We start from the raw sequence: 25,802 nt of genomic DNA on the forward strand, positions 1-25,802 counted from the left end.
CATGCAAGTAGCGACTTGCCTATTGTCAGGTGTGGCCGACGTGTTCCATGCACTCGATGACTCGACGAGGCGAGCAATTCTCGACGAGCTGGTCGAACGGGACGGCCAGACGCTGTTCGAAATCTGCGGTCGCCTCACGTCTCGGCGTGGGCTCAACCTGAGCCGACAGGCGATCTCCCAGCACCTCGGCGTGCTGGAGACGGCCGGACTGGTCCACACCGAGAAACGCGGACGCTCCAAATTCCACTACTTCGACCCCGCACCACTCGGCGAGATCGCCGAGCGGTGGCCCGCCCATCGAGAGGACCTCCCATGAGAATGACACTGATGTCCGTCTTCGTCGACGACCAGCGCAAGGCACACGAGTTCTACACCGAGATACTCGGATTCACGACTCGCCATGACATTCCGATGGGGGAGAACACGTGGTGGTTGACGGTGGTCTCCCCGCACGATCCCGAGGGGATGGAACTCCTTCTCGAACCGTCTGGCCACCCCGCAGTCAAGCCCTACCGGGACGCGCTCATCGAAGACGGAATCCCGTTGGCGCAGTTCGCCGTCGACGATGTGCAGGCCGAGTACGAGCGGCTACGCGGCCTCGGCGTGGAGTTCACCCAGGAACCGACCGATATCGGACCTGCGGTCGTCGCGGTCTTCGACGACACGTGTGGAAACCTCATCCAGATCGCTGCGACGAAAGACGTTGCCCCGCAGTGACTATTGCTGTGGAAGTAGCGACTCAGACGCGGGGGATGCCGGTTGTCGGGTAGTCACCGGCGCCTCGAGCGGAGGAATGTCGACCGCGCGGACCGATAGGTCCTTGATCAGCTCTTCCCACGCGCCGATGTTCGTCGCCCTCTTCTTGCGTGACCCGATGTCGTCAGTCCACCGAGTGAGCGCGGGCGCGGCTATGTACAGCGGCCTTGCTGGATCATTCTTGTTCGCCTCGAGCAATCGCGACTGACCCTTGTGACGCACGGTTTCTCCGCGCATCCGCAGCGGGCCGAACGCGAGCTTGAAGATGTTGACGATGCGGTACGCAGCGTTCATCGACTTGTTGGTCGCGTACTTCTCGTTCGACGGGTCGATGGGGAAGCTGATAGGCGTGAATCGCTTGTAGCAGAACTGCAGGCCCGCAAGTTCCGCCTCGCGCACCATCCAGGACAGACTCAGTTCCGACGGTTCGGTGACCGCCAGACCACCGCCGATGTCGGAGTGGACCCCCTCGAACCACACCTGTTTGACATCGATCTCGCCCTCATCTGCCTCGTCGACTTCCCAGACACAGGGATCGAATGTCAGCCGACGTTCGTCGATGGCGAGCGCCTGCCTGGCCACCGCGACGTTCTTGCCGAGCTTCACGTCGTGGAACTTGTGCTTGACGCGCGTGATGCCGGGAACGCCTAGGGCACCAACGGTGTCGAAGACGCCGATGAACTTGACCGGCACCGGGGCGCCTGGGGTCTTCGCCGGGCGATCCTCCCGCTTCGTCCGGTAGTACCGCAGGACCGTTTCGAACAGGTTCTCGGTCGGGTGCTGCGCGAGTTCGAGCGGGGTGACAAGGCCGATGTGCCAGATCATGCCCCCGAGACTCCTCGCGGTGTACGCGCCGCGACTGAACCCGAAGACGAAGATCTCATCGCCGGGCTCGTAGTTCAGGGCGAGGAATCGGTAGGCATCGATCAGGTTGGCATCGAGGCCGCGACCGAACGCCCCGCCGATGACGCGGTCGGACCAGCCCGACCCGGTTCCCACACCGTTGACGTAATGGACCAGCTGCACAGCGCCGTCGTCGGCATCGGTGGTGACGGCTCGGGCGATCTTCTCGACATTCGAAATTCGTGGGTCTTTGGACGACTTCCACGTGCCGTCGCAACAGACCACCAGACGCTTCTTCATTTTTCCGACCCTCCACAGGCTCGCACGCGGCCCACCCGCAGTAGACGGTAGTAGCTCCGACGGTTCGATGCGAGAGTCGTCGGTCGTACGGTTTACTGCGGTCATGAGGTTCATCGACATCGCGGCCCGGCGAATCGCGTTCATCTGTACCGCCGTACTCGTGGCCCTGCTGCTGTGCGGGCTCGGCGGGGTGCCGGCGAATGCCGCGCCGCCCACCGCCGGCCTCGATCCAGCGCTGGCGACGGCCTACCAGCAGGCGTCGAACAGCGCACGCGCACAGGGGGTCTCGTTGTGGATCACGTCCGGTAAGCGAACAGACGCGGAGCAGCGTCAGATGTGGCGCGATGCGATCGCGACCTATGGCAGCCCGGAAGCCGCTCGACGGTGGGTCCTGCCGGCGGAGCAGTCGCCACATGTCAGCGGCCACGCCATCGACGTCGGCCCTCGGGAAGGCGCCGCTTGGCTCGAACGAACCGGTTACCGCTGGGGTCTGTGCCGAACCTTCGCCAACGAGTGGTGGCACTTCGAGCTCGCGACGGTACCCGGTCTTCCGTGCCCTGCGATGTGGCCCGATGCCGCGGCCCGCGCTGACCGGCTTGGCCGTTCGTGATGGCCCTGTTCGATGACCCTTCGTGACGGCCCTCCGCAAGCTCCGGGCCTCCTCAGGGAGCGAAGGGGGACTGCTTCCGCAAACTGCGGGCTCCTCAGGGAGCGGGGGGACCACGGCCCTCCGCAAGCTCCGGGCCTCCTCAGAGAGCGGGGGACACGGCCCTCCGCAAGCTCCGGGCCTCCTCAAAATCGGCGGCCTGGCGGCCATCGTGACCAATAAAACAGTCGTGAACGTCCCAAAGGAATGCTCCCTGAGGTGCGAGCGAAGCGAGCCACGAAGGGTGTGGCAACTTGTCTCGCCGGGCCCTTCGTGGCTCGTCGCTTGCGCTCCTCGCACCTCAGGGAGCAGAGGGAGGGCATCGCTTGCACCCTACGGACCAGCAATTTTGTGGTTCTTCGGATCAGGGAGCAGGGGTTATGCGCTCCGTCTGATTAGGGGCAGCGGTAATCGAAGAACGATGTGCCGAATGTGTCGAATGGCGTCCGGCACGCTCGTCATCACTGCACACGGACCGACGAGCGGCCCGCTGAACGAGAGGTCTGATCATGCATTACTCGCTGCTGCTGCACTACCCGGAGATGGACGCGTCGACCCTCGGTGAGGAAGCCATCGCTCAGGGCCAGGCCGCCTTCGCGGCCTACACCGCGGCCCTCCAGGACGCCGGCGTGCTCGTGAGTGCCGAAGTCCTACAGCACTCGGACGTCACGACGACGCTGCGCAAGGTCGACGGCCGGCTCGTCGTTCAGGACGGCCCCTTTGCCGACACCAAGGAACAGCTCGGCGGAACCGTCGTCATCGATGTCGACGATCTCGACACCGCCATCGAATGGGCGCGTCAGGCACCGCCGATCGAGTGGGGTGTCGTGGAGATCAGGCCCGGCGCGACCTACACCGTCGATGGTGCGTGGACACCTAACGCATGACCCGACGAGAAGCGCACACCGCCGCCGAACATGCTGCCCGCGAGTCATATTCGCGGCTAGTGGCGCTTCTCGCCGCCGCGTCGGGGGATCTCGCGCTCGCGGAGGATGCACTGGCCACCGCCTTCGAACGTGCACTCACCTCGTGGCCGTCAGATGGGGTACCCGCGAACCCGGAAGGCTGGCTGTTCACGGTCGCACGCAATCAGCTGCGCGACGTCTGGAAGTCGGCGGCGCACCGTACGTCGAAGACCCTCGACGACACCATCTCTCCCGGAGCAACCACAGTGACCCCCTTCGACGATGTGGACCCCGACGCCATTCCCGACAAGCGGCTCGAGTTGCTGTTCACCTGCGCCCATCCGGCCATCGACGCCGCCACCCGCACGCCGCTCATGTTGCAGTCGGCGCTCGGCTTCGAGGCCGCCGACATCGCCACCGCCTTCGCGGTCGCCCCGGCAACGATGTCGCAGCGCCTCGTGCGAGCCAAGCGCCGGATCCGCGACGCCCGGATACCGTTCGTCGTTCCCGACCGCGCGGCGATGCCGGAGCGACTTCCCGCTGTGCTGGAAGCGGTATATGGGTGTTTCGCGATCGCATGGAACGACGCCGACGGGACCGATCCCGACACCGTCGAATCGATGGCGGGGGAGTCGCTGCACCTGGCCGTCACGCTCGCCGCGCTGCTCGACGATCCTGAGGCGTGGGGTCTCGCTGCGCTGATCGCGCTGTCGTTGTCGCGGGCGCCGGCACGGACCGGCCCGTTCATCCCGCTCGAAGAGCAGGATCCGGCCACCTGGGATACCGCGCTCATCCGAGATGGGGAGGCCATGCTTCGACGCGCATCGACGTACGGCCGGCCACACGGTCGATTTCAGCTCGAAGCTGCCATGCAGTCCGTCCACGCCGACCGCGCACGCACCGGTGTCGTCGACTGGGCCGCATTACAGTCGCTGTCGTCCGCGCTCGTGTCCGTGGCGTCGACACTTGGTGCGCGAATCGCCCACGCTGCGATCGTCGGGCGGGCGAGTTCTCCCGCAGATGGACTCTCCCTGCTTGATGAGTTGGGCGGTGACGCCGCAGGTTTCGGCCCGTTCCACGCGGTGAAGGCAGATCTGCTGGTTCGGGCCGGGCACTCCGACGTGGCGCGTGAGCACTTCGAACGGGCTGCAGAGCTCACCGGCGACGAACGAGCGCGGGGGTATCTGCGACGACGTGCGGGCAAGGTTGGGTAGGGATCGTCGCGAGCCCGACGGAACCGACGCACGGTCGAGGGGGGCGGCGGCCGGGTGTCACCAAACGGCGGGAATGCCTGATTCTGGCAACACCGACGACCTAATGTGTGACTCGGGACACAACAGTGGCCGGACCCTCACCGAGGGCTTCACAACGGGTCGAGCCTCGCTCGACGAATGGAGGCAGTCATGACTGCAAGTGCCGAGGTCACGAACGATCTGACCACCGAGCCGTACCGCTCGCGCCGCAATCACTGGAACAACCAGGTCCGCCGGCACGCCATGATGACCCCGGACAACACGGCGATCACCTATCTCGACAAGAACACGACCTGGAAGGAACTCGACGACCGGTCGCGCGCCTTCGGAGCCGCACTCCACCGGCGGGGTGTCCAATTCGGTGATCGGGTTCTGATGGCCCTGCTCAACCGCACCGAGTACATCGAGGCGATTCTCGGGGCCACTCTCATCGGCGCCATCCCGGTACCGGTCAACATCCGCATGAGCCCCGCCGAGGTGGCCTATCTCGTCACCGACAGCGGTGCGAAGGTCGTCGTCACCGAGACCCTCCTCGCGCCGATCGCGGACGCGGTCGCCGGGTCGACCGGTCAGATCGAGACCATCATCGTCGTCGACGGCAGCGACAACGCCGACCATCTCGACTTCGAGACCCTGCTGGCCGAGGGCGCGTCGGACCTGCCGGAGGTCGACGTGCCCGAGGACACTGTCGCCGCCATCATGTACACCTCGGGCACCACCGGAAAACCCAAGGGCGCCATGCTCACCCATCAGAACATCCAGGCGCAGGCGGTGACGACGATCGCCACGGCCGGGGCACAGTCCGGTTCCGATGACGTCGCCTCCATCGTGCCTCCGCTGTTCCACATCGCGGGGATCGGCGGCTTCGCACCGATCTTCTACCGCGGGATCCGCGCGGTGCTCCACCCGCTCGGCGCGTTCGATCCCGACACCATGCTCGACACGCTAGAGCGCGAAGGCGTCACGTCGGTCTTCATGGTCCCGGCTCAGTGGCAGGCCGTTTGTGCGGCGCAGAAGGCGCGTCCCCGGAAGCTCAAGCTGCGCACGATGAGTTGGGGCGCGGCCCCGGCGTCGGACACCGTGCTGAACGCGATGAATGAATCTTTCCCGGAGGCCGCCAACATGACCGCGTTCGGTCAGACCGAGATGTCACCGGTGACGACGATCCTCGAGGGCAAAGATGCACTGCGCAAGCTCGGCTCCATCGGCAAGGTCGTCCCGGCGGTCACCGCGCGCATCGTCGATCCGCTCATGAACGACGTGAAGCCCGGTGAGGTCGGCGAGATCGTCTATCGCGGGCCCAACATGATGATCGGCTACTGGAACAAGCCCGAGGCGACCGCAGAAGCCTTCCGCGGCGGCTGGTTCCACTCGGGCGACCTGGTGCGCCAGGACGAAGAGGGCTTCCTCTACGTCGTCGACCGCGCCAAGGACATGATCATCTCGGGCGGCGAGAACATCTACTGCGCCGAAGTCGAGAACGTCCTGTTCAGCCATCCGAGCATCACCGAGGCCGCGATCATCGGTCGCGCAGATGAGAAGTGGGGCGAGGTGCCGGTCGCGGTGGTCGTGCTGGCCGAAGGCGTCGAGGACCTCACCCTCGCCGATCTCGAGCCGCACCTCAACGAGAACCTCGCGCGGTTCAAGCACCCCAAGGACCTGGTGATCATCGACGAACTCCCACGCAACGCCGGGGGGAAGGTCGTCAAGCCACGGCTCCGAGATGCCTACGGCAGCAAGGACGCCGGACTGTCGAACTGATCACCGCCCGCTCCCTGAGGTGAGCGTCCGATTTCTATGCTCCCTGAGGTGCGAGCGAAGCGAGCCACGAAGGGTTTGGCGACGCATCTCACCAGGACCCTTCGAGGCTCGTCGCTAACGCTCCTCGCACCTCAGGGAGCAGAGGGAGGGCATCGCTTCCACCCCACAGTCCAGCGGTTCGTGGTTCTTTCGGATTAGCGAGCAGAGGGGGCGCAAGAGCGAAAGCGACGAGCCACCAAGGGCTTCCGGTCACTCCGGGTCGGCGAAGCGCGCCTCGCGTCGCGCCATCCCGGCGTGTACCGCCTCCATCTGATTGGGGGATCCCATCAGTCCGACCTGGAGTTCGCTCTCCAGCATCAGCGCCGCGGCCGGATCCGTGCCCGCCCACGATTCGTCGTAGAGACGCTTGGCGGCACGAACCGCGTGCGGCGACTTCGATGCGATCTCGTGCGCGAGATCCAGTGCGGCGGTGAGCGGATCGTCGACGACGCGGGTGACCAGACCGAGTCGTTGGGCCTCGGCGCCGTCGACGATGCGTCCGGTGAACGTGAGTTCCTTTGCCACATCGGCGGACACGAGTCGCGGGAGGGTCTGGGTGATGCCCATGTCGGGCACCAGACCCCACTTGACCTCCATGATGGACAGGCGCGCGTCGGGGGTCGAGTAGCGGATATCGGCGCCCAGCGCGATCTGCAGGCCACCGCCGAAGCAGTTGCCGGTGATGGCCGCGATCACCGGTGCCGGGATGCGGCCCCAGTCCAGTGACACCCGCTGCGCGTGGTTGCCGAGCACGCCAGGCTCCCGTTCCAGCAGCGAGTTCACCCCGCCACCCTGACCCAGGCTCGACACGTCCAGGCCGGAACAGAAACTCTTGCCCGCACCGTGTACCACCACGGCCCGGACGCGGTTGCCCTCGGCGAGGGTGCCCGTCACGTCGATGAGGGCCTCGAACATCGCCGGATCGAGCGCGTTGTGTTTGTCGGCTCGGTTGAGCGTCGCCGTGGCGACACCGGCGTCGTCGATGTCCACGACGATCCGCTGCTCGGTCATGTATCTACTTCCGATCTGTTGTGGGCGGGTGTTTGATCTCGCGGAGCTGACGGCCGCGGCGTTGGTATCGCCAGATGAAGTAGCCGACGCCGATCGCCAGAACGACCCCGATGATCACGCCCCAGGCGGTGGCGGCGCGGAAGCCGGGCGCTTCGACGTCGAAGATGCGCTCGCCGGCATGTGCGCCGTTCCCACCGCCGGCGACCACCGTGAGGGTGAGCAGGTTGGGGATCGCGACGACCACGCCGAGAACAGCGAACATGATCGTCGGGACGTTCTTCATGCGGCTGCGGTTGACGAACGCCAACGTGAAGAACAGCACAGGCAAGAAGGTGCACACGATCCCGAGAACCAGGCCGGTGCCGATGCCGCGGCTGAACGATCCTTCGACGCGCTGCCCGATCTGACCGGCCCACCAGCGCGGCAGGAACGCCTCGAGGATGAAGTAGGTGACGACGAGCAGCGCCGCGATGACGAGTCCGATCACCACCTTCTTCACCACGGAGTTCGCGCGTTCGGCGGCGGTCGGCTTGACCGGGGTCGTCCCATCGGTCGTCGAGTCGGTCGGCGCGACGCCGGGTGTGGTTCCGGCGGGATACTGGGAAGCTTCCGGTGGCGGCGCGGCGGGAGGCACCGCTCCCGACGGGTACGCGCCGGAGGGCGTCTGTCCGGGCCCGCCCGGGGTCGGCGGCTGTCCGGATGGATTGGCAGAGAACGGTTCGTTGCTCATGGGCCGAGTGTATGCGCGGACCGCTGCCCGTCCTCCCGGAAAACACCCCGTGCACTCACGGCTTCCGGATGCCGCCGTAGATTCCGCGACGGACGATCCACGGTTGCAGGATCGTGTCGACCGACCACGCCGGGAATCGGAACGGTCGCCCGTTGGGCGCAAACACCTGCAGACCGTCGGCCTGGACACCGAGCACCGAACCCCAACGCCGCCGTGGGGGAGCGTAGCGCCGCGCACGGCCCGGCCGCCCGGCGAGGTCGGACCGGATGTTGTGTGCGAGCAAACGATCGGCACGATTCCGAGCGGAACTGCGGAGGTCGTCGGTCGCCGCGACGTCGCCGATCGCGTAGACGAGATCCGCACCGGGTACGCGCAGTTCGGCCGTCACGCGCACGAAGCCCGACGGATCGAGCACCTCTCGCGGAAGCCACTCCGTGTTCGGTCTCACCCGGCCGATGGCCCAGAGCACGGCATCGGCCTTCACCGGAGACTGCCCCGTCGAGAAGCTCACCGGCCCCGGAGTGATCTCGTCGCAAGCGAACCCGTCGGGTACGACCGCACGATGGCCGCCGTGCACGCCGACGCCGAGCCGGCGCAACCGCGCCAGGACGGTCGCCCAAGTCCGCGGATGATGCTGCGGCAGAGCACGTTCGCCCGGGTGATACAGATCGATCCGTTTGCCCGGCCAGGTCTGCGCCAGGTTGGCCGCGGCGCTCACCGCCGCCGCGCCGCCACCGATCACCACGATGGTCCCGGCATCGGCGAATCTCGCATGCGCCGAACGCAACTCGGCGTCGACGTCGGCCTCCGACTGCAGTTCCGGATGTCGCCAAAATCCGTTCCGCACGCCGGTGGAGATGATTAGCGCATCGAAACGCTCGACCATCTCGGAGCCGTTGGCGTCGACGACGGTGACGGTGCGGTCACCGAGGTCGGCACCCGTCAGTGTGCCGTGGACGGTCCGGATGCCGTCGAGTTTCCGGAAGCGCCCGAACGGGATCCGGTAGTCGCGCGCCCACGCGTCGGGCTGGCTGATCCGCAGCCCGAGTTCCTGCCCGCTGACCAGCCCTGGCTTCGACGAGATGCCCACGACGTCGGCATGCCGGGCGAGATGGATCGCGGTCAGTACTCCGGAATCACCGAGGCCGGCGACGACGACGCGTGGTCGGCTCACGCAGTGACCTGATCCGGTGGATGTGCGGCCGAGCGCGGGGGGCGGGGGACGAAGCGCGGCACCCGGTCGATGACGTCCTGGTAACCGGGGCGCCGCTCGAGGCTGCGCTTTTCCATCATGGGGATGCTCGCGCCGAGGAACATCGCCAGCATCAGGACCGCGCCCACGAACAGCCACCACCAGTCGCCGGGCGAGGCGGCGAGCCCGAACAGGGCCATCGACACCCAGAACAGGACCTCGCCGAAGTAGTTCGGGTGCCTCGACCACGCCCACACGCCGGTGTCCAGGACGGCGCCCGGTGTCCGGTGTGCGGTGAAACGTCGCAGCTGCCCGTCGGCGACGTACTCGAGCGCCGTGGCAGCGAGTCCGACGACGGCCGCAACCGCGGTCAGCCAGGCCAGGACGCCGCCGGTGTGGGTGACCGCGACGTAGATCGGGATCATGCCGAGGAACACCTGGATGGTGGGGAACACATGGATCGCCATCAGGTCGACGGGCAGTTCGGCGCGTCCGGCCCCGGACTTCAGCATCGGGTACCGCCAGTCCTCGTGGTGGAGACCCGGCCAGCCGATCGCCCAGTTCGCGGTCAGACGGATCGCCCAGGCGCCGATGACGACGGCGATGACCCAGCAGTGCACCGCGTCGATCCCGACGTCGCCGGCGGCCCACCAGTAGACGAACAGCGCGGGCGGCACGACGCTCCAGTAGGCGTCGTAGAAGCTGGAATTGCCGTAGAACCGGCTGAACGCGAAGATCACGAGGGTGGCGAGCAGATCTGCGATCAGGGTGTCGAGCCAGAGGTAGGCGGTGGCCGGACCCCAGATGAGCCAGGCGGCGGCGACCGCGAAGGCCAGCACGTAGGCGATCGTCACGCGGACGAACGAACCGCTTCGGCTGATGGTGCTGTCGGTGCTCACGGGCGTCCCCATCACAGCTGTTCTTCGATGGATCCAGCGAGTTTCTCCGGCTTGGTCGTCGGCGAGTATCGCGCGACGACGGACCCGTCCCGCCCGATGAGGAACTTGGTGAAGTTCCATTTGATCCGGCCGCCGAGCACGCCGGATTTCTGGTCCCGCAACCACGCGAACAGCGGGTGGGCGTCGGGTCCGTTCACATCGACCTTCGCGAACATCGGGAAGGTCACGTCGTAGGTCAGCGAGCAGAAGTTCTTGATCTCCTCCTCGTCGCCGGGCTCCTGGTGCCCGAACTGGTCGCACGGGAAGCCCAGGACCCGCAGCCCCTTGTCGGCGTAGTCCCGGTGCAGTGCCTCCAGGCCGCGGTACTGCGGGGTGAATCCGCACTGCGAAGCGGTGTTCACGATGAGCAGGGGCGAGCCCTGGAACTGCGAGAGTTCGACGGGATCGCCGTCGATGCTGGTGGCGGTGAAGTCGTACACAGAGGTCATGCCGCTACGCTACGTGCCGATCAAGCACTTGCTTGGGAGAATCGTCGAAGCATCCCGGGGTCACTCGCCGAATCGCTCGGTCCGGATGCGGGTGCGGTCGTGGCCGGCCTCGACCATCCACTGTGCGCAGTTCTCGACGAACCTGTTCGGGCCGCAGATGAACACGGTCGGCGAGAGTGCGGGATCCATGGTCAGCGCGGCGAGTTCGTCGGCGGTGATACGTCCCGCGGGCCGCGTCGCGTCGTCGGGGGCCACCCGGGTGTGGATCAGGTGAACATCCATGCGCCGGTGAGCGATCAACTGCCGGATCTCGTCCCGGTAGTAGACGCGGTCGGGGCTGCGAACCGAGTACACGAGGGAGAAGGGAGTCTGCGGCGCCTCGACCTCGCGGCTGCGGATCATCGACATGAGTGGCGCGATCCCGGAGCCACCGCCGATCAGCTGGACGGGACGGTCGTCGCCGGACGGCCAGGTGAACCAGTATCCGTGCGGATCGCTGATCTCCAACGGGTCGCCGACCTCCACCATGTCGACGAGGTAGGGCGACACCTCACCGTCCTCGAGTCGTTCGACGGTCACCTCGATCGACCGGGTCTCGCGGACGTCGGACAGCGAGTAGGCGCGCGCGGTGGAGTAGCCGTCCTCGGCGGTCAACCGGATGTCGACGTGCTGGCCGGGCAACGCGTGGACGGCCTCGGGGAGGGCGAGGCGCAGGGCGCGCGCGGTGGGGGTGAGGTCGACGACCGCGGTGACCGTCGTGAGATGCCAGGTCGTCACGAGTAGCGCTGTTCGCGCCAGGGGTCGCCGTACATGTGGTACCCGCGTTCCTCCCAGAATCCGGGTGCGTCTTCGGCCATGAAGCGAAGTCGCCGAACCCATTTGGCGCTTTTCCAGAAGTACAGGTGGGGCACGAGGAGGCGAGCCGGGCCGCCGTGCTCGGCGGACAGGGGTTCGCCGTCGTACGTGTCGGCGATCCAGCCCCGGCCGTCGATGAGGTCGGCGAGCGGGACGTTGGTGGTGTACCCGCCGTGGCAGTGCGCCATCACGAACGGGGCCGCTTCCCACGGGAGCGCCTGCAGCAAGGTGTCGAACGAGACTCCGCGCCACCGTGTGTCGAACTTCGACCACCGTGTGACGCAGTGGATGTCGGTGGTGATGTCGTCGTGCGGCAGGTCCTGGAACTGGTCCCATGTGAACGTGGCGGCCCGGTGGTCAGCCGACTGCACGGCCAGCATCCAACCGTCCGGGGCGACCGCAGGAGTCGGCTCCGCGGACAGCACCGGGAAATCGAGTGTCGTGTACTGGCCGGGAGGGAGACGCCGCGCGTCGCGGTCGCGGCGCCCCACGAACCCTCGGTTGACGATCGCCATGGTCGCGGAGTCTACGCGGCTCGCTTCTATTCGGCCCGCTCGCTCCGCTCCCCGGCGCCGGCATCAATTCGGCCCGCTCGCTTCGCTCCCGGCGCCGGCATCAATTCGGCCCGCTCGCTTCGCTCCCGGCGCCGGGGTGCGGTCAGGCGAAGTCGAACAGCATCGGTACCACGACGACGACCGCGGCCGCCCAGAGTGCGAACACCGGCAGATAGTCGGTCTGCCACCGCTCCGTCGCATCGAACCCGCGGCGGCGGCGGACGAAACCGAAGAGCAGGTACGCGGCCCACGACAAGTTCACCAGCAGGACGAGATTGAGACCGAGCGCCACCGTCTTGTTGGCCGTGAACCCGAACTCCGCGATCCGCGACGCCATGATCGTCAGCATCACCGCGTCGACCGCGAGCGCAGTCACGACCAGAATCAGCTGCAGGCGGTCAAAGAGCTCCGGGCGTAGATGCGGATCGCGCGCGGAGATCGCGTACAGCAGCAAGCCGAGCACGACCACAAGGATCAGGTCCACCAGGATCAGCAGTTCACGGTCGACGTCCACGACGTCGCCACTGGTCACCATCGCGATCAGCAGCACGACAAGCATCACCGCGGTGACGGGCGTGAAGACCTTGGTCAACACCGGTGCGATGTTCTCGACCACGCTCTGCTTCGCCTCCACCAGCCATGCCGCCAGCAGCACGATGCCGGGCGCGGCGATGGGCGCCAGCCACTGGGAGATCACGGTGTCGACGTCGATGTCGAGCGCACCGAATGCCCCCGCGGTCAGACCGGTGAGGACTCCCGCACCGAGGCCGAGAAGCGTTGCATACACGACCCATTCGCCGGTGAACCGGATGAAGTCCATCCGACGCGGTCCGGACGTCCAGCGGCCGCCGACGTAGGTCACCCCCATGAGGAACCACAGGACGATCGGCGCGTGGATCGCGACGATGGCCTGGGTGGTGCCGTCGTCGACGAACGGGTAGACGTTGACGACGATTCCGGTCACGACGAATGCACCGATCACCGTGAGCGCGGTTCGCGTCGAGACGCGGCGCTTCCAACCGAAATACAGGCCCATAAAAGGAAGTACGAGCAACGCGGCATTGCGGACGAGCACCCATTCCGGCATGACCTCGACGGCGACGCGGACGGTCGTGGCGGCCGCGACGACGAGGCCGATCACGACTCCGAGTTCGTGACGTCGTCGGCCCAGATCGCCGGATGGTTCCGCGGTCAGCACCAGCTGCTTCCACAACCGGTCGGAGTGCTCGCGGGCGAACTCACGCGACAACGCATCGACGCGGCCCATGCGCTTGACGGCGACCAGGAACGCTTCGTCGTCGTCGAGGCCACCGGCGGCGAGGTCGGCGATCTGCCCGCGGAGGTGGTCTTCCATCTCGTCGGCATCGGTGGTGGCGATGGCTTGGTGTCGGAGAACGTATCCGCGCCACCGGTCGATCTGGCTTTCGAGCTCGGTCTCCGCGGTCATGCCAGACCCTCCGCCGCAGGCGGCAGGGCGACCGTCCGCCACACCTGGTCGAGCGCGTCGGCCACGACCTCCCACTGCGACCTCCGCTCGGCGAGCGCGGCCAACCCCGATGCCGTGATCGAGTAGTGCTTGCGACGCCGCCCGGTGTCGGCTGCACCCCAGCTCGCCTCGACGTGGCCGGCGCGCTCCAAACGGTGCAGAAGGGGATAGAGCATGCCGTCGGTCCACTCCATCCGACCACCGGACATCTCTCGGACCCGCTTGAGGATGGCGTACCCGTACGACTCGCCCTCGGCGAGAATCCCCAGCACCAGCGGGGTCGCGGACGCGGCCACCAAGTCCTTCTCGATATACATAGCACTCCTACACCTAGAACTGCTAGGAGCATAGCAGTTCTAGGTATAGGAGTCCTCGGACCGGCGTGTGCCGATTACTTCTTCGACAGGGACGACTCCTTGTGGGCGGCCTTCGAGCCCGTCTTCGACGACTTGACGATCCAGTACGGCTCGTCCTCGCTGGCCTTGAACTTCTGCCCCTCGAAGGTGAATTCCTTGGTGCGCTTCTCTTCCGCAGTGCCCTCGGTCTCGCCCTGAGAGGTGTTCCAGCGGACGGTGTCGTTCTTCTTGATCGCCATGGCGGCAGTGTGCCCCGACGGCGTCGACGGTCAAACCTTCTCCGCTGCAAGAGTCGCTGTGGAACGATCATCACGTCGTGTCGAGCCGGAGGTACGCATGAGCGTCGAACGTTCCGAGAACCCGCAGAGAACCGAGCCCGCCATCGACGTCCGGGGTCTGCGTAAGTCGTTCGGCACGTTCGAGGCGCTTCGCGGACTGGATCTCGAGGTCGCGCGAGGGGAGGTCCACGGCTTCCTCGGACCCAACGGCGCCGGCAAATCGACGACGATCCGGGTCCTGCTGGGTCTGTTGCGCGCGGACGGGGGAGAGGTCCGACTCCTCGGCGGCGACCCCTGGCGTGACGTCGTCGAGCTGCACCGCCGGCTGGCGTACGTACCCGGCGACGTCGCGTTGTGGCCGACGATGACCGGCGGGGAGATGATCGATCTACTCGGCTCGATGCGCGGCGGACTCGACGAGGGGCGCCGGGCCGACCTGGTCTCCAGGTTCGAGCTCGACACCACCAAACGTGGACGGCAGTACTCGAAGGGAAACCGGCAGAAGGTCGCGATCGTGGCGGCGCTGGCGTCAGATGTAGAGCTGCTCATCCTCGACGAGCCGACGTCGGGCCTGGACCCGTTGATGGAGAACGTCTTCCAGGAGGTCGTGGGGGAGGCCACCGCTCGCGGTACCACCGTGCTGCTGTCGAGTCACATCCTCGCCGAGGCGGAGACCCTGGCGGACCGGCTCAGCATCATCCGCGACGGCGCCGTCGTGGCGACCGGCTCCTTGGCCGAGCTGCGCGGGCACACCCGCACTTCCGTTCGCGCCGAACTGGATTCGGCGCCGAGCCCGGACCTTCTCGCGCAACTGCACAACGCCGAGGTGCACGATATCGATTCGCACGACCACGACTCCGGCGGGCTCCGACTGAGCGCGACCGTGGACTCGGATCAGATCGGTCCGGTGATGTCAGCGCTGACCGCCTGCGGCCTGCGGTCGCTGACGGTCGAACCGCCCTCGCTGGAAAGCCTGTTCCTGTCGCTCTACGAAAAGGCCGACCAGCCGGCAGGGGAGCGGTGAGGCGATGACTGCATCGACGATCGGTACGCCGCCGCTGTTACGGGCCTCCCTGCACCACGAAGGTCGAAGCTTCGCGCCGTGGATCGTCTTGCCCACCGCACTGGCCGTGTCGTCGGTCATCGCCTACCCGTTGCTGTTTCCCGACGCCGCGGAACGCGCCGCGTTCGCCACGACGATCGGCTCGAATCCCGCACTCGGGCTGATCTTCGGACCCGCTTACGACCTGGCCACGGTCGACGGATTCGTCGCGTGGCGCAGCCTCGCGCTGGGCGGTTTCATCGCCGCGCTCGGTGCGATCTTCATCGTGGTCAAAGCCGCACGTGGACAGGAGGATTCCGGCCAGGCCGAACTTCTCGCCGCGGGGGTGCTCGGACGTGCCGCCCGACTGTCGACCGCGTTGATCATGGCCGGCGTGTGCTCGATCGCCATCGGCATCCTGGCGGGTCTGGCGACGTCGCTGTGCGGTGGGGCCTGGGGGTCGTCGTTCCTGCTGGGCGCCGGGTTCACGGTCACCGGTTGGATGTTCGGCGCCATCGCCGCGGTCAGCGCCCAGGTGGGTTCCGACGCCAGGGCCGCCACCACGATCGCCGTGTCTCTGCTCGGCGTCCTGTTCGTGCTGCGCGGGTTTCTGTTCTCGGTGGACGCACCGACGTGGACCACATGGGTCAATCCGCTGGGATGGATTCAGGAGACCAGACCCGCGACCGGCGATCACTGGTGGCCGTTGCTGATCGGCGTCGCGTTCGCGGTCGTCGTCGGTGCAGCGGCTTTCGCATTGCAGCGTGCACGGGATTTCGGTCAGGGACTCATACCGGCCCGGCCGGCCCGGCACGGGGCCGCATCGGCTCGCCACTGGCGCTGGCGATCCGCCTCAACCGGGCGCCGATCGTCGCGTGGACGGTCGCGTTCGTCGGACTCGGTGTCATCTTCGGCTACTTCACCCGGTCGGTCCGCGGCCTGCTGACCGCGAATCCCGCCATGGCCCAGATCTTCGCCTCCGGCGCGGCGTCGCCCGCGGACCTGGTATCAGCCTTCGTCACAACGATTCTCGGCCTGGTCGGGATCGTCGCATCCGTGGCCGGGGTCCAGATCGTCAATCGCATCCGGACCGAGGAGCTCGACGACCGAGCGGAAGCGGTGCTCGCGACCGGCGTCAGCCGTCCGAATTACTTCGGCGCCGTCACCGGTGTCGCCCTCGTTGTCCCCGCCGCCCTCGTCACCGTTGCCGGGCTGGTCGTCGGCGTCTTCGCCGCCACGGCCGATCTCGGCCTCGGCTTCGGCGACGTGTTCCTCCAGTCCATCGCCACGATCCCCGCCGTGTGGGCGGTCGTCGGCATCGCCGTCGCCGTCATCGGCGCCCGACCCCGCGTGCGGCCCGCGATCTGGCTGGGCGTCCTGGTGTCTTTCGTGCTCACGATCCTGGGCCCGAGCTTCAAACTCCCGGACTGGGCGCTGGGCTTCAGCCCGTTTCATCACGTACCGGATGTGTCTGCTGCCCAGCCGGATTGGTGGGGACTGGTCTGGGTGGGGGTCGTCGTGGTGCTGCTCGTCGCTCTGGGGTTCGCCGGCTTCCGCCGGCGGGACATCCCGTGACGACGTCGCACCTTACTCATGTGCGAGCCCGACCCCGCTCCCTGAAGTGCGAGCCCAATAACTGGTCCCTGAGGTGCGAGCGAAGCGAGCCACGAAGGGCCTCGCAACGTGTCTCACCAGGCCCTTCGTGGCTCGTCGCTGGCGCTCCTCGCACCTCAGGGAGCAAAGGTTATCTCGTTCCTTCGGATGAGGGAGCAGAGGGTGGCCGCACCTCAAGGACCGTACGCATCACCCCAGCGCCGCCGCGAGACGACGCCACTGCTCGCGCGGGAAGCCCCGGTGGTCGGCTTGGAGAACCTGGACGCACACGTGGTCGGCGCCGGCGGACCGATGCTCATCGATCCGCTTGAGGATCGCCGCGTCGTCGCCCCAGACGATCAGGGCGTCGAACAGGCGGTCGCTCACCGAGCTCAAATCGTCCTCGGAGAACCCGAGGCGCCGAAGGTTGTTCGCGTAGTTCGGCATCGCGAGGTAACCCTTGAGCCACTTCGTGCCGACGGCGCGCGCCTCGTCGCGGTCGGCGGCGAAGATCGCCGTCTGTTCCGGTGCGAGCAGCGGACCGTCGCCGAGGGTCTCCCGGGCGACCTTGGTGTGGTCCGGGGTCACCAGGTAGGGGTGGGCTCCGGCGGTCCGGTCGGCGGACAGTTGCAACATCTTCGGCCCGAGGGCGGCCAGTACTCGTGCATCGGCCGGCACCGGCTGCGGTGCCTCGTCCAGACCGTCGAGGAACGCCTTGGTGGTCGCGAGCGGCTTCTGGTAGCGACCGGCTTCCTGGGCGTCGATCAACGGCGCGTGGCTGATCCCGAGGCCCAGGAGGAAGCGAGGACCGAACTGCTCGGTGAGGCGCGCATGCGCGGCCGCGACATCGTGCGGCTCGTGCATCCACATGTTGAGGATGCCGGTGGCGACGATGGCCTTCCGTGTCGCGCCGAGCAGGTTCTCGACCGAGTCGAGCACCGGACCCCCCACATCGGGGATCCAGAGGGCCGTGAATCCCAGGTCGTCGAGCTCGGCAGCCGCTTCGGCGGCCTCCCCGGTGTCTCCGTACCGTAGCGGTGAACTCCAGATTCCTACGCCGTCGAGTTTCATGCCGTCGACACTACCGATCGAGCGATCGGGCCGCGCCGAGGCGTCCGACCCGAGTCAGCTCTGTGTCGGTCGTCCCGCCGTCGCCTCCAGCCGTGCGTCCATGGCGGCCGTCATCCGCTTGAACACGTTGATCGCGACGACGCCCGCGACGATGAGGACGACACCGGCAACTGTCCCGAGGGAGTCGGTGACCAGTCCGGAGATGCCGATCGCGAGAACGTAGATCGGCACCCAACCGAACAGATGCATGATGCTCTCGGGCTTCTCGTCGGTGGACCAACCCTCACGAACCGCAGCCCGGTAGGTCGCGTAGTCGGGATAGAACTCGGTGAAGGCGATCGCGAAGATCGTGCCGCCGATCTGGATGATCCATCCGGTCCAGAAGTTGTTCGGGTCGTCGAGCACCAGATCGCCGAATGCGCCCGAGATAGCGGCGACGCCGAAGCCGCCGACCCACGCCCAGGTGATGACGTAGTTGATGTGGATGAACAGCGGGCTGTCCCAGAATTCTTTCTCGGTGGTCTCCCGTGCGTACTGAAGCGTGAACGGCTGGCGCACAAGGATCGACCCCAGCGCGAAGGAGACCAGCGCGATGTTGGTCATCTCTCCGCCCCAACGCTCCAACCAGTCGATGACGTGGTCGGAGGCGAACAGCGCGATGATCGCCATCGTGCCGAAGTACGTGACGTCGAAGACCTCGAGGAGTTTGACGCTCGTACCGCGCTTGTGGCCACCGATGACCAGGAGGAGTGACAGCGCGAACGCCGAGGCCGCGGCCTCCTCGAATCGACCGGGCCCCGCGAGCAGCGCCATCAGGATCCACGGGGACATGCCCGCGAACGGTGAGTTGAGGAACAGCGTCAATGCGTGGCGGGCACCCGATGTCGGCGGTGGGTCGGTCCGTGTCGAATCGCCCATCGGAGGATCGGGTTCGTTGCTCATAGCTGAATTGTGAGGTGCGGCGCGGTATTCCGCAGCATTTCCGGTTCGATGCGGCCCGAGCGGCGAGCCCGGGCCGCATCGAGGTCAGCAGGACGTCACACCATTCACGCATTGGGCGCGAGAACGACCGCCGCGTTGTGTCCGCCCATTCCGAGGGAGGTCTTGAGGGTCAACCCGCTGACCAGATCGGTTCGTCCGTCGAGCAATTGCGGGATGATCGCCTCGGCGACCCGCGGGCTCGCCGGGATCTCGCCCCGCTCGTAGCCGAGTAATGACGCCGCGAGTTCGACAGCTCCGGCAGCGCCCTGACAGTGACCGGCAAGCGGTTTCACCGAGAACACCTCGGCGTTGGGCACCATCTGCTCGGCGATGGTCGCCTCCGCGCGATCGCACTGGCGGGTCCCCGGCCCGTGCGCATTGAGGTAGCGGATGCTCCTGCCGTCGACGCCGGCCATCGTGAGCGACTGCTCCACGCACGAACGGACGCCGGTCAGTTCCGGATCGATCGACGTGACGTGGAAGGCGTCGTGGGACATCGACCCGCCCAGCACATCTGCGTAACCGTCGGCGGCACGGTTGGTCATCGTGAACGCGATCGCCGCCTCGCCGAAGGTGAATCCGCGGCTGCCCTCCTGGAACGGGCGGCACGCGTTGAGCGCATCGGTGTCGGTGATGGCGACACCGAGCTGTACGAACATCGCCACGACCTCGGGCCGGGCCGACAGGTCGGTCGCCACCACGACGACGTCGTCGACGAGATCGGAATCGAGCCACGATTTCGCGGTGACGATGGCCGCCGAGCCGGAGGTGCACATGGCCGACACCGTGATCGCGGGTCCGTGGAAGCCGTACTCCTGCATCAGCAGAGACACCGGCGTCGACGGGGTGACCGAGAGGTACTGCCGTCCGGTGTACTGGCCGACGCCGGAGGTGACGATCGGGTACATGTCGAGGTCGCCCAGCACGCAGGCGTGCACGAGTCCCACCCGGGACCCGGGTCCAGCCGCGCGCCATCGCGTCCTCGATCGCCTCACGCGCTGCGGCACGCATCGCGCGCGAGAAGCGGGTGCGACCGTCGGACTGCTGCCCACCGTCGGGCACCCGCACGATCCACCCGGGCTCTGCGGTGTCGTCAGACGCCTCGGCACCGGTCGTCTGACCACCCGTGAATCCGAAACCCTGATGGAGTGCGGCCGCCGACTTGCCGGAGACGAGACCGCTCCAGAGTGCGTCGCGGCCCCAGCCGTACCCCGTGACGGCTCCCAGGCCGGAGATGGTCGAACGTTGAATCGTCATGATCGTGAACTTTCTGTGCGATAAGCGATGAATCTTGGGTCATCGCGGTTGCCCGAGTGGGCAACCCGCTCCCAGGATCCCGCCCAAACCCGACATTCGGCCAGTTCACGCGGGTATTCGAGGGCGAAATTTCCGTTTGACGCAGTCTTGCACCGCGCAGCGCCCACTTTTCGAAGCCAGGTAGGGGAGGATGGGCGGTTGGGGGAAGACGGATCGAGGGGGTGACGCAGTGAGCCGACCGACGCACAGCGACGATGACCGGCCCGGCCTCGTCGCCCCGGACGCCGAGCCCATGGCCCGTGCCAGTGACGCGGCGGTCGCCGAGCGTTACCGCCTGCTTCTCGAACTGAGTCCGGACGCGATCGCGGTGCACCAGGACGGCCTCATCGTCTATGTGAACTCAGCCGCCCTGGCGTTCGCGCGAGTCGACGACCGCGAAGCGATGCTGGGTCGTTCGATCGCCGAGTTCGTCCATCCCGACGAACTGCCGCAGATGATCGAGCGGATCATCGGCATGGGCGACGAGGCCGGCGCGTCGACCACGCCCGAGGAAGTGGTCATGGTGGACGCACACGGGGTTTCCCGGCCCATGGAGGTGACCTCGGTGCGCACGTCTGGCACGATCAGCCGGCCTATCAGGTCATCCTCCGAGACATCACCGCCCAGAAGGCGGTCGAGTCCGCGCTGCGCAGACAAGCAGCGCTGCTCGACCACGTGAGCAACGCCGTGATCGCCGTCGACGACGACAGGACGGTGAGGTCCTGGAATCCGGCGGCAGAACAGATGTACGGCAGGCAGGCCTCCGAGGCGATCGGACGACACCTCGACGACGTCATCGGGGCGCACGTCGATCCCCACGCGGCGGTGGCGCTGGGCGGAACCGTCGACCAGTTGCACCGGCGTTCCGACAACGGACGGTCGTTCCTCGCGCACACATCGATCACCACTATGGACGACGGCTTTCTCATCGTCGCGGAACCGACTCGTCGACCCCTCATCGAGCGCCTCGGCACGATCCTCGCCGCCCTGCACCAGGCGGTCATCGTCGTCCGCGAAGACGGGCACATCGAACTGGCGAACCCGGCGGCCGGAACCATGCTGGGTACCGGAGCGAGCCCGGGCGCGAGCGTCCACGAACTGCCCCTGGATTTCATCGCGGGCGAGTCACCGATCGCACAGTGCCTGCGCACCGGCGAGGCGGTCACCGACGCCACCGCGACGATCACCACGCCGCTCGGCGAGCGCTGGCTGTCATGCAGTTGCCGGCCCATCGACGACGACGGCGCCGAGGTCGTCGCCCTGGTGTCCTTCGTCGACATCACCGACCGCTATCGCGAGACGTCCCAGCTGGCGTGGGAGGCCGTACACGACCCGTTGACCGGGTTGTACAACCGGTCGGGCATCATTCGCGAACTCGAGTCGCACATGGCCCGACTCGATGAAGAGGAGAACGCCTGCTGCGTCGCGATCTTCTACATCGACCTCGACAACTTCAAACTCGTCAACGACTCGCTCGGGCATGCGGTGGGAGACGAGGTACTGCACGCGGTCGCACAGGGATTGGCGACGGCGACCCCCGACGAGGCCGCGGTGGGCCGGATCGGGGGCGACGAATTCGTCCTGGTGGCCACTCTCGGGATCGCGTGTTCGGCCGAGGAGATCGAGCAGCAGATCGACAAGATTCGCGGGGCGGTGTACGAGCCCATAGCGGTCAGTATCCGCAGCGAGCCCCTCAAGGTGGAGGCGAGCATCGGCGTGGCAACGGTCAAGGCCGGTGACGAATACACCGCCACCGATCTGCTGCGCGACGCCGACATCGCGCTGTACCAGGCGCGCAAAGCCTCTCGGGCACGCTACGTCCGGTTCGAGACGCAGCATCGGGAGGAACTCCAGCGCCGGCAACGTATCGAGGAAGAACTGCGCCGGGTCCTCGACACCGACACCGGTCAGCTCGAGATCCACTACCAACCGATCGTGTCGACCGGCGACGGCACGCTGGTGGGGCTGGAAAGCCTTCTGCGCTGGCGTCACCCGGAACTGGGTTCGATCTCGCCGACCGAGTTCATCCCGCTCGCAGAAGGATCCAATCTCATCGACCGGGTGGGGAACTACGTGCTGGAGACCGCGGCCGCCGAGGTGGCCGCCGTACCGGAACTGCGTCGGGTGATGTTGTGTATCAACGTCTCCCGTCGGGAGCTCACCAACGGCCAGTTCCCGACGCGGCTCCGCGACACGATGGCCCGGTCGGGCATGGACCCCGCGGCGTTCTGCCTCGAGATCACCGAGAGTGCGCTCGATCCACTCGACGGGGACCTGCTGACCCTGCTGGGCGAGGTGCGCGATCTCGGGACCCAGGTCTCGCTGGACGATTTCGGCACCGGAGCGTCGTCGCTGAGCGAGTTCTACCGACTGCCGGTCAGCGTGCTGAAGACCGCGAAGTCGTTCGTCGACGCCCTTGACGAGCACCCCAGTGCGAAGTCGATCCTGGCCGGCATCGTCACGATGGCGCACGCCGCGGGCATGCGGGTCGTCGCCGAGGGAGTCGAGACCGAGTCGCAGGCAGCCACGGTCGCCGAGGTCGGTTGCGACCTCGCGCAGGGCTATCACTTCGGGCGTCCCGCCCCGCTGGCCGACGTGATCGGGTCCGGAGTCCGGATCCGGGCGAATCCCGGTGTCTGGGAGACCGGCTGACCTGTCCGCGCCAGACCAACACTGTCACCGAGGCGTCCCACGCCATACCGTGGGGCGTATCTGCGCTATGCATGCGACTGTGTCCGTTACCGTCAGACTCGGCGATGCACGCGAGTAGATTGATCGCCACGTCGATCACCCGGCGTCCATGCAACCGGACAGCGAGGTCACGGACATGACACACATTCTGCGGTGGACTCCTGCAACGCTCTGGACGGCGTCATGACCGACGCGGAGCGGCAAGTCGCCGAGCAACACACGGCGAAGGTCATCGGTGTCACGGTCGCCGCGGCGGTCGGTGGCTTCCTGTTCGGTTTCGACAGCTCGGTCGTCAACGGCGCCGTCGACTCGATCGAAGCGGACTTCGGCCTCGGCAAGCTGATGACCGGCTTCGCCGTCGCGATCGCGTTGCTCGGCTGTGCGCTCGGCGCATGGTTCGCGGGCCGATTGGCCGACGTGTGGGGCCGCAAGCGCGTGATGCTGCTCGGCTCCGCGCTTTTCATCATCAACTCGATCGGCACCGGTTTCACACAGACCATCCCGGACCTGCTCTTGTGGCGTGTGCTCGGCGGTATCGGCATCGGTATCGCATCGGTGATCGCTCCCGCATACATCGCCGAGATCGCTCCGGCCCGCTTCCGCGGCGCCCTGGGGTCTCTGCAGCAGTTGGCGATCACGATGGGCATCTTCGCGGCGTTGCTGTCCGACGCTCTCCTCGCCGACAGCGCGGGCGGCGCGTCGAACGACTTCTGGTGGGGCCTCGAGGCGTGGCGGTGGATGTTCCTCGTCGGTGTCGTGCCCGCCGTCGTCTACGGTGTGCTGGCGCTGCTGATCCCGGAGTCGCCGCGATACCTGGTGGGCCGCAACCGTGATGCCGAGGCGGCCCGGATCCTGCAGGAGGTGACGGGCGAGGAGAACCCCCTCGAGCGGGTCAAAGAGATCAAGCTGACGGTCAAGCGCGAGGCGAAGTCGTCGATCAGGGACATCGCCGGACCGTCATTCGGGCTGCACCCGCTCGTCTGGGTCGGCATCTGGCTGGCAGTCTTCCAGCAGTTCGTCGGTATCAACGCGATCTTCTACTACTCGACGACGCTGTGGCAGTCCGTCGGCTTCTCCGAGGCCGACTCGTTCAAGACATCGGTGATCACCGCCGTCATCAACGTCGTCATGACCTTCGTGGCGATCCTGTTCGTCGACCGCATCGGGCGGCGGAAACTGCTGCTCGGCGGTTCGGTGGGCATGTTCATCGGCCTGCTCATGGCGTGTATCGCGTTCACCCAGCAGATCGGCGAGGGCGAGAACATCACGCTGCCCGACCCGTGGGGTGTGGTCGCACTGATCGGCGCCAACCTGTTCGTGGTCGCCTTCGCCGCGACGTGGGGCCCGGTGATGTGGGTGATGCTGGGGGAGATGTTCCCCAACCGCATCCGTGGTGTCGCCCTGGGTGTCTGCACGGCCGTGAACTGGGTCGCGAACTTCACCATCTCGATGCTGTTCCCGCCGATGACCGAAGCCGTCGGACTCGGAATCATCTACGGCTTCTTCGCCTTCTGCGCCGCGGCCTCGTTCTTCTACGTCCTCCGGAAGGTCGAGGAGACCAAGGGGATGGAGCTCGAGCAGATGGATTCGGTGGCAGAGGCGCGACTGTCGCAGTTCACTGCGGTCCGTGCGGCGAAGGACAAAGCCTGAATGTTCGATCTGCGTGAGCTCTCCAGCCGCGTCGTCGCGGCCCCCATGGCCGGTGGTCCGAGCACCCCGGAACTGGTGGTGGCCGCGGCATCGGCCGGCGGTGTCGGCCAGCTCGCCGCGGGGTACCTGACCCCCGACAAGGTGCGCGCCGACATCGCGGCCGTGCGGACGGCCGGCACCGAGGTCTTCGGTGTCAACATCTTCGTTCCCGAGGCGGAGCCGGTGAACCGCGACGACCTCGCCCGCTACCGCGCCGAACTCGTCCCGTATGCGCGAAGTCTGGGCGTGACGCTTCCCGAGGTCGAGGACCTGGGCGAGGACGATGATCACTTCGACGACAAAATCCGGCTGGTGTGCGACGAGCGGATTCCGCTCGTGTCCTTCGCGTTCGGGTGTCCCGCACCCGAGGTCGTCGCCGAATTGCACCGGCACGGGTGCAGTGTCGGGGTCACGGTCACCACGGCCACGGACGCCGAGATCGCCGGTCGAGCAGGGGCCGACTGGCTGTGCGTGCAGGGTCCCGACGCCGGTGGCCATCGGTCGGTCTTCGACCGCCGGAGCACTCCTCCGACAGAGCCGCTCGACGACTTGATCCGCGCGGTCGCCGACCGGGTGCCGCTGCCGATCGTGGCGGCGGGTGGGATCTCCACGTCGGCCCGGCGACGAGGTCCGATCAGTGGGAGCTGTTGCGGTGCAGGTGGGTACGGTTCTGTTGCGGACCGCCGAGGCCGGCACCAAACCCGCGCACGCGGCGGCTCTCGCCGATCCGGACCGAACCGATACCGTGGTCACCTGGGCGTTCAGCGGCCGACCGGCACGCGCCCTGCGAAACCTGTTCACCGACAGGTTCTCCGACGCCGCGGTGGCCGAGTACCCGGCCGTCAACACGTTGACCGGCGGCATCCGACGCGCCGCCAGCAACGACCCCGACGGGATCAACCTCTGGGCCGGGAGCGGATACCGCGACGCCGTCGAGGAGTTGGCCGTCGAGACCATCGCCCGGCTCGGGTGATCGAGGAGATCTCTGTTCCCTGAGGAGCGCCCGGAGCTTGCGGAGGGCGCGTCACGAAGGGTGTGCCACGCATCTCGCCAGGACCCTTCGAGGCTCGTCGCTATCGCTCCTCGC

The 25,802-nt window shown here is 67.0% G+C and carries 21 protein-coding genes and 4 pseudogenes; 11 read left to right on the forward strand and 14 right to left on the reverse strand.

Annotation, left to right across the window (positions count from 1 at the left end; genetic code table 11):
* Window position 1: 1 nt before the first annotated feature.
* Both QAD21_RS12355 and QAD21_RS12360 read left to right on the forward strand, forming a co-directional pair.
* A complete protein-coding gene (locus QAD21_RS12355) occupies window positions 2–316 on the forward strand; it encodes a helix-turn-helix domain-containing protein (RefSeq protein WP_280359600.1) in 315 nt (104 codons plus the stop codon).
* Window positions 313–717, forward strand: coding sequence for a VOC family protein (locus QAD21_RS12360; RefSeq protein WP_058250505.1), 405 nt, complete (start codon window positions 313–315; stop codon window positions 715–717). The genes QAD21_RS12355 and QAD21_RS12360 overlap by 4 nt, the downstream gene beginning before the upstream one ends.
* Here the strand turns inward: QAD21_RS12360 and QAD21_RS12365 are convergent, their stop codons facing one another.
* Complete coding sequence (locus tag QAD21_RS12365) at window positions 718–1,899, reverse strand: DUF2235 domain-containing protein (RefSeq protein ID WP_280361699.1); 1,182 nt, start codon at window positions 1,897–1,899, stop codon at window positions 718–720.
* Between the two features lie 103 nt (window positions 1,900–2,002).
* On the opposite strand from QAD21_RS12365, the gene QAD21_RS12370 reads away from it, so the two are divergent.
* From QAD21_RS12370 to fadD5, 4 genes are all read left to right on the forward strand, one after another.
* On the forward strand, window positions 2,003–2,509 hold the full coding sequence (locus tag QAD21_RS12370) for a M15 family metallopeptidase (RefSeq protein WP_280359603.1): 507 nt from the start codon (window positions 2,003–2,005) through the stop codon (window positions 2,507–2,509).
* A gap of 545 nt (window positions 2,510–3,054) precedes the next feature.
* Window positions 3,055–3,432, forward strand: a complete 378-nt coding sequence (locus QAD21_RS12375; RefSeq protein ID WP_280359605.1) for a YciI family protein — start codon at window positions 3,055–3,057, stop codon at window positions 3,430–3,432.
* A complete protein-coding gene (locus QAD21_RS12380) occupies window positions 3,429–4,664 on the forward strand; it encodes a DUF6596 domain-containing protein (protein WP_280359607.1) in 1,236 nt (411 codons plus the stop codon). Before QAD21_RS12375 ends, QAD21_RS12380 begins: the two co-directional genes overlap by 4 nt.
* Window positions 4,665–4,853: 189 nt before the next feature.
* Window positions 4,854–6,464, forward strand: coding sequence for a fatty-acid--CoA ligase FadD5 (fadD5, locus tag QAD21_RS12385; protein ID WP_068971429.1), 1,611 nt, complete (start codon window positions 4,854–4,856; stop codon window positions 6,462–6,464).
* A 249-nt stretch (window positions 6,465–6,713) separates the two neighbouring features.
* On the opposite strand, the gene QAD21_RS12390 is transcribed toward fadD5, so the two are convergent.
* From QAD21_RS12390 to QAD21_RS12435, 10 genes are all read right to left on the reverse strand, one after another.
* Entirely contained in the window at window positions 6,714–7,514 is an 801-nt protein-coding gene (locus QAD21_RS12390; RefSeq protein WP_280359611.1) for a crotonase/enoyl-CoA hydratase family protein, read from the reverse strand.
* Window positions 7,515–7,518: 4 nt separating this feature from the next.
* A complete protein-coding gene (locus QAD21_RS12395; protein WP_280359613.1) occupies window positions 7,519–8,244 on the reverse strand; it encodes a hypothetical protein in 726 nt (241 codons plus the stop codon).
* A gap of 55 nt (window positions 8,245–8,299) precedes the next feature.
* Window positions 8,300–9,418, reverse strand: a complete 1,119-nt coding sequence (locus QAD21_RS12400) for an FAD-dependent oxidoreductase (protein ID WP_280359615.1) — start codon at window positions 9,416–9,418, stop codon at window positions 8,300–8,302.
* Window positions 9,415–10,347, reverse strand: a complete 933-nt coding sequence (locus QAD21_RS12405) for a DUF1295 domain-containing protein (protein WP_280359617.1) — start codon at window positions 10,345–10,347, stop codon at window positions 9,415–9,417. The genes QAD21_RS12400 and QAD21_RS12405 overlap by 4 nt, the downstream gene beginning before the upstream one ends.
* Entirely contained in the window at window positions 10,347–10,823 is a 477-nt protein-coding gene (locus QAD21_RS12410) for a glutathione peroxidase (protein WP_280359619.1), read from the reverse strand. Before QAD21_RS12410 ends, QAD21_RS12405 begins: the two co-directional genes overlap by 1 nt.
* A gap of 60 nt (window positions 10,824–10,883) precedes the next feature.
* Window positions 10,884–11,600, reverse strand: coding sequence for a ferredoxin reductase (locus QAD21_RS12415; protein ID WP_280359621.1), 717 nt, complete (start codon window positions 11,598–11,600; stop codon window positions 10,884–10,886).
* The gene (locus QAD21_RS12420; RefSeq protein WP_280359623.1) at window positions 11,597–12,193 is read right to left on the reverse strand and encodes a sulfite oxidase-like oxidoreductase; all 597 of its coding nucleotides are present in this window, start codon (window positions 12,191–12,193) and stop codon (window positions 11,597–11,599) included. Before QAD21_RS12420 ends, QAD21_RS12415 begins: the two co-directional genes overlap by 4 nt.
* 142 nt (window positions 12,194–12,335) lie before the next feature.
* Window positions 12,336–13,679 (reverse strand): permease prefix domain 1-containing protein, encoded by a 1,344-nt coding sequence (locus QAD21_RS12425; protein ID WP_269555181.1) that lies wholly within the window; start codon window positions 13,677–13,679, stop codon window positions 12,336–12,338.
* Window positions 13,676–14,035, reverse strand: a complete 360-nt coding sequence (locus QAD21_RS12430; protein WP_065629999.1) for a helix-turn-helix transcriptional regulator — start codon at window positions 14,033–14,035, stop codon at window positions 13,676–13,678. Before QAD21_RS12430 ends, QAD21_RS12425 begins: the two co-directional genes overlap by 4 nt.
* 74 nt (window positions 14,036–14,109) lie before the next feature.
* A complete protein-coding gene (locus QAD21_RS12435) occupies window positions 14,110–14,313 on the reverse strand; it encodes a DUF2945 domain-containing protein (RefSeq protein ID WP_004018570.1) in 204 nt (67 codons plus the stop codon).
* Between the two features lie 97 nt (window positions 14,314–14,410).
* On the opposite strand from QAD21_RS12435, the gene QAD21_RS12440 reads away from it, so the two are divergent.
* On the forward strand, window positions 14,411–15,376 hold the full coding sequence (locus QAD21_RS12440) for an ABC transporter ATP-binding protein (RefSeq protein ID WP_280359625.1): 966 nt from the start codon (window positions 14,411–14,413) through the stop codon (window positions 15,374–15,376).
* A 4-nt stretch (window positions 15,377–15,380) separates the two neighbouring features.
* A pseudogene (locus QAD21_RS12445) lies at window positions 15,381–16,969 on the forward strand (multidrug ABC transporter permease).
* 228 nt (window positions 16,970–17,197) lie between these two features.
* Here the strand turns inward: QAD21_RS12445 and QAD21_RS12450 are convergent.
* The 3 genes and pseudogenes from QAD21_RS12450 to QAD21_RS12460 all read right to left on the reverse strand — a co-directional run bounded on the left by QAD21_RS12450 (window position 17,198) and on the right by QAD21_RS12460 (window position 20,296).
* Window positions 17,198–18,058, reverse strand: a complete 861-nt coding sequence (locus QAD21_RS12450) for an LLM class F420-dependent oxidoreductase (protein WP_137811042.1) — start codon at window positions 18,056–18,058, stop codon at window positions 17,198–17,200.
* 54 nt (window positions 18,059–18,112) lie between these two features.
* Window positions 18,113–18,976: a hypothetical protein gene (locus QAD21_RS12455; RefSeq protein ID WP_280361701.1), complete on the reverse strand. Its 864-nt coding sequence runs from the start codon at window positions 18,974–18,976 to the stop codon at window positions 18,113–18,115.
* Window positions 18,977–19,104: 128 nt separating this feature from the next.
* Window positions 19,105–20,296: pseudogene (locus QAD21_RS12460) on the reverse strand (beta-ketoacyl synthase N-terminal-like domain-containing protein).
* 292 nt (window positions 20,297–20,588) lie between these two features.
* Here QAD21_RS12460 and QAD21_RS12465 point away from each other — a divergent pair.
* The 3 genes and pseudogenes from QAD21_RS12465 to QAD21_RS12475 all read left to right on the forward strand — a co-directional run bounded on the left by QAD21_RS12465 (window position 20,589) and on the right by QAD21_RS12475 (window position 25,688).
* Window positions 20,589–22,987 (forward strand): annotated as a pseudogene (locus tag QAD21_RS12465) (EAL domain-containing protein).
* A 222-nt stretch (window positions 22,988–23,209) separates the two neighbouring features.
* On the forward strand, window positions 23,210–24,676 hold the full coding sequence (locus tag QAD21_RS12470; protein ID WP_065630031.1) for a sugar porter family MFS transporter: 1,467 nt from the start codon (window positions 23,210–23,212) through the stop codon (window positions 24,674–24,676).
* Window positions 24,677–25,688: pseudogene (locus QAD21_RS12475) on the forward strand (nitronate monooxygenase).
* Window positions 25,689–25,802 lie beyond the last annotated feature (114 nt).

Source organism: Gordonia sp. SMJS1, assembly GCF_029866425.1.
Taxonomy (GTDB): Bacteria; Actinomycetota; Actinomycetes; order Mycobacteriales; family Mycobacteriaceae; genus Gordonia; species Gordonia hongkongensis.